The organism is Enterobacter cloacae complex sp. SHL020, assembly GCF_049236945.1.
Lineage (GTDB): Bacteria > Pseudomonadota > Gammaproteobacteria > Enterobacterales > Enterobacteriaceae > Enterobacter > Enterobacter dykesii.
On record NZ_JBMKJF010000010.1, the window covers coordinates 53,927 to 66,410 of the forward strand.

Genomic DNA, 12,484 nt, shown 5'->3' on the forward strand with positions numbered 1-12,484 from the left:
TTATGCGTCAACGAAGCCGGTAATTTGGGAAACACGGGAGAGATCGATATTGCCGCCGGAAATAATGCAGACGGTTTTACGACCCTGAATATAGTGGTCAAGCTTGCCGCTTAATAACGCGGCACAGGCCAGCGCGCCGGCACCTTCCGTCACCACTTTATTTCGCTGAATAAGCGCGATCATGCTGTCGCGAATGTTGTCTTCGCTGACCAGCACAATGTCATCAACTAATTCCCGAACAATTTCGAAGGTTAATTTACCGGGACGAGAAACATCACAGCCGTCGGCCAGCGTGCCGGTAACGCGATGGCTCATTATTTCTCCGGCCTGATACGATGCCGCCATGCCGTGAACATTTTCTGACTGCACGCCGATGATATTAATGGTGGGGTTGATGGATTTAATTGCCGTCGCAATCCCGGCAATTAAACCGCCGCCGCCGATAGGCACAATAACGTTATCCACGTCGTATAAATCTTCGAGAATTTCCAGACCGATGGTGCCCTGCCCGGCGATCACTTTGGCATCGTCGTACGGCGGAATAAAAATACGCCCTTCCATCTCGACGATTTCGCTGACTTTGGCGATGGTGTCGTTGAAGTTCTCGCCGTGCAGCACGACTTCCGCCGAGTAGTCGCGCGTCGCGGCCACCTTAGACTTCGGCGCGCCCATCGGCATCACCACTTTGCCGTCGATGCCAAGCATGGCGCAGGAGAGAGACACCCCCTGCGCGTGGTTCCCCGCGGAGCAGGCGACAACGCCTTTGCGTTTTTCAGCGTCGGTCAGCGAGCTTAATTTGTTAAACGCGCCGCGGATCTTAAACGAGCCGGTACGCTGCATATTCTCAAACTTCAGGAATATTTCGCCCTTACAGCGTTCGCTGAGATAATTCGAGCGCGGCATACCGGTTTTATATATTTTTCCTGCCAGTCGTTTTCTGGCGTCCTGAATATCTTCAATCGTCACCGGGAGATCGTAGGTAATATGCATAATATCCTCGTTATAATAATTCATTATTCTCAGGCAAAGTCAGGGTATCAGAGCATCACAGAGATAAGCTCTGGGTGTTTTTAAAATCAATACTCATTATTCATCGTCGTCTTTCGATATTCATCGACGAATACTGTTTTGCCAGCTCAACTAATACTGACGCCGATTTTTTAATCCTGTAATTTTTTGACCACACGGCGGCATAACGCGCCACGGGTAATTTATCTTCCACGGGCAGCACAATAAACTGGTCAGAACCGAACGGGGCAATCATGTCGCGGGGAATAACCGTCAGATAATCGGCATTCAGCACAAGGTTATAAATGGTGACGACGGAATCGGTCTGGACGATGTTTTCGATGCTGATGTGGTTGTCTTGCAGAGTAGTCAGAAGTTCTTTGTAGTAGCCCATATCGGTTTGCGGCATCACCCACTGCTCGTGCGTGAGCGATGCCAGTGTCGTCGGGCCGGTGCACGTTCGCGTTTTGCTGGCGACCAGCACAAACTCGGACTCAAACAGCGGTTCGACGTGCAGATCCTGCAGCAGCATTTCATCGCTTAGCGTGCCAATGGCGAAATCCAGACGGCCGTCGCGAATGGCCGGAAGGAAAGAGGAGAGCTGGGCTTCATACATCGAGACGCGTGCTTTCGGGAATACTTCCTTGAATTTTTTGATCATCTCGGACAGGAAGGTAAAGCCGATCAGCGACGGGTAGCCAAAGGAGACGTCCATAACGGTGCTGAAACTCAGGCTGTTAATCTCACTCACCATGTTTTTCATTTCGCGGGTGATCGACTCTGAGTACGAGAGCAGAACCTGACCCGCGGCAGTGAGTTTTACGCCGGTGTTTTTACGCACCATCACTTCCACGCCGAAGTAGGACTCAATATCGCTGATGATTTTGCTGACGGCGGGTTGCGTCAGGCCAAGCTGTCTTGCTGCAGAACCTATGGAGCCACTTTTAATGACTTCCTGAAATACCACGAGGTGCTGTGTTTTCGGTAGAATAATAGTGTTCATAATATTCTGCGCTTATTTCCCTATGACGGAGCGGATTCTACCTAATAGTGTTTAAGGGGGTATGTGCTGTCACTCACAATTTGCTTTTTCGCACGCTTCGCAGGAACAACAACAACCAAAAAAAACATTTATTATCAATAACATGAATAAATACAGCCACACCATTACGCTGATATCGATCAATAAAAGCAGTAGTAATAAATTTATTTTATGGCGATAACCTTGATAAATTTCTCAGCGTTAAAAAAATCAATAAAGACGATCTTTCAGGCAATTAAAGACCAATAAATAACCGCTATTTGTTTGAAACATTCTTTCAATTTATTAAATTTTTCCGACGCAAATTTTCAGGTTTGCGGAAAAGAGTGGAATGCGTCACATATTCACAGGAGAAATGTATTTGATTTCAATATATGCATATCAAACGAGAAAAGATTCGCGATCATAAAGGTAACAAACATAACAAATTATCAATACTGAAAATCGTGTGTTTTTTAGCGCGAAATTTTGTGATGCCGATCGTCTACAGGTACAGGATCGATACGAAAGGTATAAAAGCAGTGAAATGTGCTTAATGTCGCAAATATGAGAATTGATGTCGTTTGTCCGGCGCTGCGCTTCCCCATCCAGCATCACCCGGAAAGCAAAAACCCCGCCGAGGCGGGGTTTTTTAAGAAGTTGAAGCTGACCGATAAGTCAGCTTTGTATCCCATGCCACCAAGTACCAGAAGCGGTGGAATGCGGGTTGTAGCCCACAATGTATCCCATTCTCTATCCCACGTGAAGCGACAGATAAAACAGGTTAACAGGCAGAAGAAAGGCTGAGACAAGCCCAGCCAGTTCGTTCAGAAATGAAATCCGTCAAAACAGGGCTAACTTACCTTTCGGCCTTGCCGGAATGCTTCGCGCGCTTCGTTCAAACTCATTACATTAGCCCCGCCTTTGTAGCCAGGGTCCTCAGCCTGAACGGGATCATCTTCCCAGTTGCAAACTGGGCAAATCTCATAACTACCTTCTTCGGGGAATTCATACTGACCGCAGCAAGGGCACGAGTGTTTTGAATCTATCATTTCTGTTTCTCCCAGTATTCCATTCCACCCTTCGGCTTAAACATTGTCTTTGGTACTCCATCCTTAGTCTTCACGGAGAAAGTATTTGTCGCTGGATGATAGTACATTACATCGCCATTCTGTCGGGTCTTTGTTAGAGTCCCTGCGGGAGGTGTTCTTACAAAATCATGAGTGGCATCAACGTACTCTTCGAGTTGTTGAAAGACTTGTCTACGAATTCATGCCCGTGTTTAACCCAGTGACCATAAGCATTTTCCACAGGTTCGGCTGCTTTAGTTTTTGTCCAAATCGGGTCATCAGGATTTTTACTAAGGTAGATATAAATTGGGTCAAACGTCCCGGCTGGATGTACAAGGATATAATCCCGGAATGGACGCTCTCCCGGTGCTGGCGTTTCCGTTGACCACGGGCTGTTGATCTCACTTTCCGGGTAAACCAGCACATTCGGAGGAATGTATACTTTATCCTGATTGCTTGTGTTTGAAGGGGCGACATATCCAGGATCGTCCGGTGTCCATACGATAGTCGGTTTAGTTGCGCCATCTTCCCAGAACTCATAGTTCCCGGTGGTAGTGTTCTTTTGGAGCATACGCACAGGCACTTTGTCCTGCCCGCCTCTCGCGCTAACGTGGAAACCTTTAGGCTTCATCGTGCCATATTGATCTGCTTCCCAGCGAAAACGAACACGAGTGGGGACATCCTCTTTATTCTGTGCAGCCTGCTCAAGGCGCATCCTGTCGATATAATCCTGCTCACCGCTGTTGAGCTTTGGCGAGTAGAACATACCGAAGAGAAGAATTGTTGGGGGACTGGGGGCTATCCAACGACCAGCGGTAGCAAAGTTTCCACCGATTTGCTGCAATGCCGCATATCCAGCTTCGGTTGTTGCACCCGCTGTGATCCCGGTAGTTGTCGCCGCTCTCGCTGTTGCCATTCCTACTGTCGCAGCGGCTTTGGTTGTGTCCACAGAACTGAAAAGACGCTTATACCAGGGGCGATTGTCTTCTGGTGGTGGTGTCGGTTCGGCTGGTTTATGTTTCTTTGCTGCCTGGGCGTGCTGGACTGGTTCTTCCTGCGGTTGCTCCGCTTGAGGAGTTGCGCAGTAGTAGCCGCCATGACCAAAGTTATCAACGGATTCCTGATCTGTCCCCGCATCGGTACAACCATCACCCCGTAGACAGGATTTAGCGTAAACAGGTAATGCACTTAGCGCTGCCGCAGCGACAATAGCTTTATTAATGGGCCATTCTGCCGCCCATTTTTGATGCTCTTCAAAAGGGTTCTCTGGCGCATCTTCCGCCCATATTGTCGTGCTACCCTACACTTGGTTCATTTTGCAGTTACATAGGACTTGGTCTCCAGTAGCAACGCAGTCTTTACCTTCAAGAAAATGGTGCGCTGTACCGTTGATCTCAAAAAAACCTTTGCAAGTATCTTGAGGGCAATAAGCAGTGTCCCCCAATAAGGCAATTTTCCGTTCTTCAATAATCGTCGATGTTGCAGTAGCAATATACCCACCACTCGTCGTTTTATCTCCGAGCCTTGCCAGTGCTCTCGTCATAAGTCCCTCTACTTGTTATGGAAATAATCAAAGTGGTTATTTTACAAACAATAACCACAGGAGCAACAAGTATTAGACCTAAGTAAAACTGCGTTTCGTAACAGAAGATTAGTGAGGGCAGTTGCTTAAACCGTTAAGCCCGGATTTTTTGACGTACCCAGCAATAAACCGGCAAGCGTATCAAATATCTGTAAGCATTTTTTGGTTTAATGATCTTCAGAAACAATGACGTTTGCATACGCTTCGTCAGAAAGATTGAATCGCCACGGATAATCTAGACACTTCCGAGCCGTTGATAATACTGGTTTTCATATTCCGAGGCTATATAATCGATCTCCTCCGCCATGCCTGTAATGTCATACTGCCTGCTAAGATGTTCAATAACAGAGTCTTCCGACAAAGCTGGACCATCCGTTGTGATAGTATCACCAAGCACCTCCCCTAAGAGGGTGACGTTACTTTTTTCATAAGTTAATTAAGTCGAGCTACGCAGTCTCTTACGTACATTTGTTGGAATTTTTTTTGCTGCGGAATAAAAAGCGGCCTTAATACTGAGCAAATAATCATCAATGTCTTTTTGTTCTAATTTCTCCATTTTATGCACTATGTCCAATAGTAGGGCTGGCTCCATCTTGGACGATTTTACAAGAGAAATGAACATAGTGAGACGGGAAGATATAAACCTTGCTCTGCTGGCTGAATCGCAGCCCAGAGACACGCGAAAAAAACCGCCTGAAGGTAGTCGGAAATGAAGGCGGTAGCGGTTGCCGCGCTTTAGAGTATTCGGGATGGAACAGCCGTTGGTGTGCCTCGTTTGTATCACAGTCTGTGTCACATTTTCACCTATGAAGGCCTGAGACACACCAACGTATTGTTTTAGAAGAAGTTGAAGCTGACCGATAAGCCGGGTTCTGTCGTGGACAGTCATTCATCTAGGCCAGCAATCGCTCACTGGCTCAAGCAGCCTACCCGGGTTCAGTACGGGCCGTACCTTGTGAACCCCTATTTGGCCTTGCTCCGGGTGGAGTTTACCGTGCCACGGACTGTTACCAGCCGCGCGGTGCGCTCTTACCGCACCCTTTCACCCTTACCTGATCCCGCTTGCGCGGGCCATCGGCGGTTTGCTCTCTGTTGCACTGGTCGTGGGTTTCCCCCCCAGGCGTTACCTGGCACCCTGCCCTATGGAGCCCGGACTTTCCTCCCCTCCGCCCGTCTCCCCCGAAAGGGACGACGACGAAGCGGCGACTGTCTGGTCAGCTTCGGCGCGCAGTATAGAGGGTTTGCGCGCCGCTGTCACCCTCAGGTGTGGGCAAGGCGTGATTAACGCGCCACTTCCACCTTCGCCAGTTTTTCGTAGTAGCACGCAATCGCGCTGTGGTCGGCCGTGCCCAGGCCATCGGCACGCAGCGCCTGCATCATCTCCATGACCGCCGCGGTCAGCGGCAGCTGTGCGCCCACGCCGTGTGACGTATCCAGCGCGTTCGCCAGATCTTTGATATGCAGGTCGATGCGGAAACCGGGTTTGAAATTACGATCCATGACCATCGGCGCTTTGGCATCCAGCACGGTACTGCCCGCCAGACCACCGCGAATAGCCTGGTAGACCAGATCCGGGTTGACGCCCGCTTTGGTTGCCAGCGTCAGCGCTTCGGACATGGCGGCAATGTTCAGCGCTACAATCACCTGGTTTGCCAGCTTGGTCACATTACCCGCCCCGATGTCCCCGGTATGCACCACGGAGCCCGCCATGGCTTTCATCAGGTCGTAGTATCTATCGAAAATGGCTTTATCGCCGCCGACCATCACCGACAGCGTGCCGTCGATCGCTTTCGGCTCACCGCCGCTGACCGGTGCATCCAGCATATCGACGCCCTTCGCTTTTAACGCCTCGCTGATTTCACGGCTTGCGAGCGGTGCAATAGAGCTCATATCAATCAACACCAGGCCCGGCTTCGCACCGTCGATAATGCCGTTCTCACCCAGTGCAACTTCTTTAACATGCGGTGAGTTTGGCAGCATGGTGATGATGACATCGCACTGCTCGGCAATAGCCTTCGCGGTGGTGGCCGTTTCAGCGCCAGCCGCTATCACCTCTGCCACGGCCTGCGGATTGTGATCGGATACCACCAGCGAGTAACCCGCTTTGATGAGGTTCTTACTCATTGGTTTACCCATAATGCCCAGGCCAATAAAACCCACTTTCAGCGTCATAATCTGTTTCCTCAATGATGGTTATTTTTTAAAAGCGTTGGCTAATTTCTGCGTGGCCGAGCGGAATACGCCGAGGTCGCTGCCGACGGCTACAAACGTGGCTCCCCACTCCAGATAGCGGCGTGCGTCAGCCTCAACCGGCGCCAGAATGCCGCACGGTTTACCGTGTGCTTTGGCGCGGGCAAAGATGTGCTGGATCGCGCGCTGCACGTCAGGGTGGCCGGCGTTACCCAGATGACCAAAGGCGGCAGCCAGATCGCTTGGGCCGACGAAGATCCCGTCCACGCCGTTTGTGGCGGCAATCGCGTCGACGTTATCAACGCCCTGCTGGCTCTCGATCTGAACCAGAATGGTGATGTTGCTATTAGACTGCGCGAAATAGTCCGGCACGGTGCCAAACATATTGGCGCGATGCGAAACGGAAACGCCGCGGATCCCTTCTGGCGGATAGCGCGTTGAGGCTACGGCCAGGGCCGCTTGTTCTTCCGTCTCCACAAACGGGATCAGGAAGTTGTAGAAACCGATATCCAGCAGGCGCTTGATAATCACCGGCTCGTTGGTGGGCACGCGCACTACCGGGGCGCTGTGGCTGCCTTTCAGCGCCATCAGCTGCGGAATAAAGGTGCTGATATCGTTCGGCGCATGTTCGCCGTCCAGCACCAGCCAGTCAAAACCGGCCAGGCCCAGCACTTCGGTGCTGATAGGGTTTGCCAGCGCGGACCAGCAGCCAATCTGAATCTGGTGTGCCGCGAGGGCCGCTTTAAATTTATTCGGGAAGATATCGTTATTCATCGTATTTACCTTTTTAATTCGCAGCCTATATCAGCATCATTTTATTTATTCAGACACCGCACCAGCATTATATTTATTATTCTGACGTATTTTGGCGTTATAAAATCGTCATTCAGTATAAGACGCAATCCACAACCGCACATTGTTTTAATGCTCAATTATTGCGTTATACTTCGATAAATTTTTTTGCATATGCACAAGGCGCTGGGCGCTAATGCACAGAATCAGGCATTACTGGTTCTGGAGCGATCGAGATCACATTTTCATATCCCCTATGCTGACATGCTTTATTTCTGAAAGCCGCGTATTTATTTCTACCCTTTGAAAATTGGCTGAATTTATTATCAGACACTTTGCTGGAGAATACTGAACAATGGCCGACATTGAAATTCGACAGGCATCGCCGACGGCGTTTTATATAAAAGTCCACGACACCGATAATGTGGCGATTATTGTCAACGACAATGGCTTAAAAGCGGGCACCCGCTTCCCGGACGGGCTGGAACTGATTGAGCATATTCCGCAGGGACATAAAGTCGCCCTGGTGGATATCCCTGCTAACAGCGAAATCGTACGTTACGGTGAAGTCATCGGCTATGCCGTTCGCTCTATACCACAGGGGAGCTGGGTTGAGGAGTCGCTGGTGGCGCTGCCGGAAGCGCCGCCGCTAAACACGCTTCCGCTGGCGACTCGCGTACCGGAACCGCTTCCTCCGCTGGAGGGCTATACCTTCGAAGGCTACCGCAACGCGGACGGCAGCGTCGGCACCAAGAATCTGCTCGGCATTACCACCAGCGTGCACTGCGTGGCGGGCGTAGTGGATTACGTGGTGAAAATCATCGAACGCGATCTGCTGCCGAAATACCCGAACGTCGACGGCGTGGTTGGCCTGAACCACCTCTACGGCTGCGGCGTGGCGATTAACGCCCCCGCTGCCGTAGTGCCTATCCGTACCATCCACAATATTGCCCTCAACCCGAACTTTGGCGGCGAGGTGATGGTCATCGGTCTGGGGTGTGAAAAATTGCAGCCAGAACGCCTGCTGCAGGGTACCGAGGATGTGAAAGCAATTCCGGCAGACGAGGCCAGCATCGTGCGTCTGCAGGACGAGCACCACGTGGGTTTCCGCTCAATGGTCGACGATATCCTGCAGGTGGCTGAACGCCATCTGGACAAGCTCAACAAGCGCCAGCGCGAAACCTGCCCGGCGTCTGATTTGGTAGTGGGAACACAGTGCGGCGGCAGCGATGCCTTCTCCGGCGTGACGGCCAACCCGGCGGTGGGCTATGCGTCCGATCTGCTTGTGCGCTGCGGCGCCACGGTGATGTTCTCCGAGGTGACCGAAGTGCGTGACGCCATCCATCTGCTCACGCCACGCGCCGTTAATGAAGAGGTCGGCAAGCGCCTGCTCGAGGAAATGGCCTGGTACGATAGCTATCTCGATATGGGCAAAACCGACCGCAGCGCCAACCCGTCTCCGGGGAACAAAAAAGGCGGCCTGGCAAACGTGGTGGAAAAAGCCCTTGGATCGATTGCCAAATCCGGCCAGAGCGCAATTGCGGAAGTCCTCTCTCCGGGCCAGCGTCCGACGAAACGCGGCCTAATCTACGCGGCAACGCCGGCCAGCGATTTCGTCTGCGGCACGCAGCAGGTAGCTTCCGGCATTACAGTGCAGGTCTTTACCACCGGGCGCGGCACGCCGTACGGCCTGATGGCGGTGCCGGTGATCAAGATGGCGACCCGCACCGAGCTGGCAAACCGCTGGTATGACTTAATGGACATCAACGCGGGCACCATCGCCACCGGAGAAGAAAGCATTGAGGACGTGGGCTGGAAGCTGTTCCACTTCATTCTGGATGTCGCCAGCGGGCGGAAGAAAACGTTCTCCGACCAGTGGGGACTGCATAATCAGCTGGCGGTGTTTAACCCGGCACCGGTGACGTGATTTCCCCTCACCCTGCCCTCTCCCATAGGGGAGAGGGTAAAAAAACTTAAACCAACACCACCTCAATCCCGCTTTTCCGCAGCCCGTCCAGGCTCTCCGCCGGAATGCCTTCATCGACAATAATCATATCAATCCTTTGCGTATCAATGATTTTATGCAGGCTTGAGCGGTTAAATTTGCTGGAGTCCGTGACAACGATAATACGCTCCGCCACCTCGCACATTTTGCGGTTAAGGCGGGCTTCGTCTTCGTTATGCGTACTTACGCCGCGGTCGAGATCGATGGCGTCAACGCCGAGGAACAGCAGGTCAAAATGGTAATTCTGTAGCGACTGTTCTGCCTGGTCACCGTAGAAGGATTGCGACTGACGGCGCAAGTGCCCGCCGGTCATCAGCAATTCCACGCCTTCCGCTTCCAGCAACGCATTCGCCACGTTCATCCCGTTGGTCATCGCAATCACGTCCGTGTGCTGGCGCAGCATGCGGGCGATTTCAAACGTCGTGGTGCCGGAGTCCAGAATAATACGGTGCCCGGGTTTGACCAGCGCGGCAGCGGCCTGCGCGATACTGCGCTTCACCGCCGTATTCAGCGAGCTTTTATCCTCCACGGAAGGCTCAGCACCCGGCGCATTGCCCTCGCAAATCAATGCCCCGCCGTAGGCGCGAACGGCGATGCCCTGCTTCTCCAGGAACGCCAGATCGTTGCGGATCGTCACCGTCGATACGCCGTACAGATGAGACAGATCGTTAACCTGCACGCTTCCCTGCGCCCGCAACCGCTGAATGATCTGCTCTCGCCTTTCACTGGTGCCGGTGATGCGCTTTTCCGCGGATGAATCGGTGCTGCTCATACGAGATCCTTAATCAATATTCTTTCGTTTCATTTCGTTTTGCCTATTAACGCCTTTCTTTTTCGGGAATGCAAGTCCCGCCTTACGTACAGACGCAAGCCAACACTGCGCTGAAACCTTTCATTATGTTTCTTTTGTGAAACAGATCGGAAAACTATTATCTTTCGTTTTATTTTTATATCACCATGATGCAGGATTAAATGAAACAAAACGAAAGATATATATCATGACCATCCGAAATGGAGAGGAAAGTGAAACATCTGACAGAAATGGTGGAACAACATAAACGAGGGAATTCAAACGGGATCTATGCCGTCTGTTCCGCACATCCGCTGGTACTTGAAGCAGCCATTCGTTACGCGCATTCGCATCAGTCGCCGCTGCTGATAGAGGCCACCTCCAACCAGGTGGATCAGTTTGGCGGCTATACCGGCATGACGCCTGCGGATTTTCACGGGTTTGTCTGCCGGCTGGCCGAGTCGCTCGGTTTCCCGACGTCACAGCTGATCCTCGGCGGCGATCACCTGGGTCCTAACCGCTGGCAAAATCTCCCTGCAGAACAGGCGATGGCAAATGCCGACGATCTGATCAAAAGCTATGTTTCCGCCGGATTCAAAAAGATCCACCTCGACTGCAGCATGTCCTGCGAGGACGACCCGGTTCCCCTGACCGACGCGATCGTCGCCGGTCGCGCCGCACGTCTGGCGAAGATTGCCGAAGCAACCTGTCGCGAGCAGTTTGGTGAATCCGATCTGGTCTACGTTATCGGTACGGAAGTGCCGGTTCCCGGTGGCGCGCACGAGACGCTCACCGAACTTGCCGTCACCACGCCGGACGCTGCCCGCGCCACGCTTGAAGCGCACCGCCACGCGTTTGAAAAGGAAGGCTTAAGCGATATCTGGCAGCGCATTATTGGCCTGGTGGTCCAGCCTGGCGTGGAGTTCGACCACGCGCACGTCTGCGACTATCAGCCGCAGAAAGCCGTTGCCCTGAGCAAAATGGTTGAAGCCTACGACACGCTGGTGTTTGAAGCGCACTCCACCGACTACCAGACGCCGCAGGCGCTACGCCAGCTGGTTAACGATCACTTTGCCATTCTGAAAGTTGGCCCCGCCCTGACCTTCGCCCTACGCGAGGCGCTGTTTTCGCTGGCCGCCATTGAAGAGGAGCTGCTGCCGGCAAAAGCCAGCTCCGGCCTGCGTCACGTGCTGGAAAACGTCATGCTCGACCGTCCGGAATACTGGCAAAGCCATTACCACGGTGACGGCAACGCGCGTCGCCTGGCGCGCGGCTACAGCTACTCAGACCGCGTGCGCTACTACTGGCCGGACAGCCAAATTGACGACGCCTTTGCACGGCTGGTGCGTAACCTGGCAGACGAGCCTGTTCCTCTGCCGCTGATCAGCCAGTACCTGCCGCTGCAGTACAGCAAAGTTCGCGAGGGCGCTCTCAAGTCAACGCCACGGGAACTCATCATCGACCACATTCAGGACATACTCCAGCAGTACCACGCCGCCTGCGAAGGCGTAACGACTCAAAACGCATAATTAAAAAAGAGGAAAACGCTATGCCAAACATTGTTTTATGCCGCATCGACGAACGCCTGATCCACGGTCAGGTGGGCGTGCAGTGGGTGGGGTTTGCGGGGGCAAACCTGGTGCTGGTCGCTAACGATGAGGTCGCTGAGGATCCGGTTCAACAGAACCTGATGGAAATGGTGCTCGCGGAAGGGATAGCCGTGCGCTTCTGGTCGCTGCAAAAGGTCATCGACAACATTCACCGCGCCGCTGACCGCCAGAAAATCCTGCTGGTCAGCAAATCACCCGCCGATTTTCTGAAGCTGGTCGAGGGCGGCGTGCCCATCACCCGTATCAACGTCGGAAACATGCACTACGCCAGTGGCAAACAACAAATTGCCAAAACGGTCTCTGTCGACGCGAACGATATTGACGCGTTCAACGGCCTGAAAGCGGCCGGTGTGGAATGCTTCGTTCAGGGCGTTCCAACAGAAACTGCTTTGGATCTCTTTAAACTGCTCTGAGGG

At 52.5% G+C, this 12,484-nt stretch carries 11 protein-coding genes and 1 other RNA gene; 3 read left to right on the forward strand and 9 right to left on the reverse strand.

Translation table 11 applies throughout. The annotated features are described in order from the left end of the window. The 8 genes from tdcB to garL all read right to left on the reverse strand — a co-directional run bounded on the left by tdcB (window position 1) and on the right by garL (window position 7,645). A complete protein-coding gene (gene tdcB / locus ACOTZB_RS19460; RefSeq protein WP_193805586.1) occupies window positions 1-990 on the reverse strand; it encodes a bifunctional threonine ammonia-lyase/L-serine ammonia-lyase TdcB in 990 nt (329 codons plus the stop codon). A 100-nt stretch (window positions 991-1,090) separates the two neighbouring features. Next, window positions 1,091-2,011 (reverse strand): transcriptional regulator TdcA, encoded by a 921-nt coding sequence (tdcA, locus tag ACOTZB_RS19465; RefSeq protein ID WP_047652748.1) that lies wholly within the window; start codon window positions 2,009-2,011, stop codon window positions 1,091-1,093. 872 nt (window positions 2,012-2,883) lie between these two features. Beyond that, a complete protein-coding gene (locus ACOTZB_RS19470; RefSeq protein WP_157189774.1) occupies window positions 2,884-3,081 on the reverse strand; it encodes a CPCC family cysteine-rich protein in 198 nt (65 codons plus the stop codon). A gap of 157 nt (window positions 3,082-3,238) precedes the next feature. After that, window positions 3,239-4,015 carry an S-type pyocin domain-containing protein gene (locus ACOTZB_RS19475; protein WP_421628232.1) on the reverse strand — a complete coding sequence of 259 codons (777 nt, stop codon included), beginning with the start codon at window positions 4,013-4,015 and terminating at the stop codon, window positions 3,239-3,241. 384 nt (window positions 4,016-4,399) lie between these two features. Continuing rightward, entirely contained in the window at window positions 4,400-4,642 is a 243-nt protein-coding gene (locus ACOTZB_RS19480; RefSeq protein WP_421628233.1) for a PAAR domain-containing protein, read from the reverse strand. 884 nt (window positions 4,643-5,526) lie between these two features. Next, window positions 5,527-5,903: RNase P RNA component class A (gene rnpB / locus ACOTZB_RS19485), an RNA gene on the reverse strand. Between the two features lie 59 nt (window positions 5,904-5,962). Continuing rightward, on the reverse strand, window positions 5,963-6,853 hold the full coding sequence (gene garR, locus ACOTZB_RS19490) for a 2-hydroxy-3-oxopropionate reductase (RefSeq protein ID WP_023309302.1): 891 nt from the start codon (window positions 6,851-6,853) through the stop codon (window positions 5,963-5,965). A 21-nt stretch (window positions 6,854-6,874) separates the two neighbouring features. Beyond that, window positions 6,875-7,645, reverse strand: coding sequence for a 2-dehydro-3-deoxyglucarate aldolase (garL, locus tag ACOTZB_RS19495; protein ID WP_421628235.1), 771 nt, complete (start codon window positions 7,643-7,645; stop codon window positions 6,875-6,877). Window positions 7,646-8,018: 373 nt separating this feature from the next. On the opposite strand from garL, the gene garD reads away from it, so the two are divergent. Next, the gene (gene garD, locus ACOTZB_RS19500) at window positions 8,019-9,590 is read left to right on the forward strand and encodes a galactarate dehydratase (RefSeq protein ID WP_421628236.1); all 1,572 of its coding nucleotides are present in this window, start codon (window positions 8,019-8,021) and stop codon (window positions 9,588-9,590) included. 46 nt (window positions 9,591-9,636) lie between these two features. On the opposite strand, the gene ACOTZB_RS19505 is transcribed toward garD, so the two are convergent. Beyond that, window positions 9,637-10,440, reverse strand: coding sequence for a DeoR family transcriptional regulator (locus ACOTZB_RS19505; RefSeq protein ID WP_126329214.1), 804 nt, complete (start codon window positions 10,438-10,440; stop codon window positions 9,637-9,639). 251 nt (window positions 10,441-10,691) lie between these two features. On the opposite strand from ACOTZB_RS19505, the gene kbaZ reads away from it, so the two are divergent. Beyond that, window positions 10,692-11,987: a tagatose-bisphosphate aldolase subunit KbaZ gene (kbaZ, locus tag ACOTZB_RS19510; RefSeq protein WP_421628238.1), complete on the forward strand. Its 1,296-nt coding sequence runs from the start codon at window positions 10,692-10,694 to the stop codon at window positions 11,985-11,987. Between the two features lie 20 nt (window positions 11,988-12,007). Next, window positions 12,008-12,481 carry a PTS N-acetylgalactosamine transporter subunit IIB gene (gene agaV / locus ACOTZB_RS19515; protein ID WP_421628240.1) on the forward strand — a complete coding sequence of 158 codons (474 nt, stop codon included), beginning with the start codon at window positions 12,008-12,010 and terminating at the stop codon, window positions 12,479-12,481. Window positions 12,482-12,484: the final 3 nt, after the last annotated feature.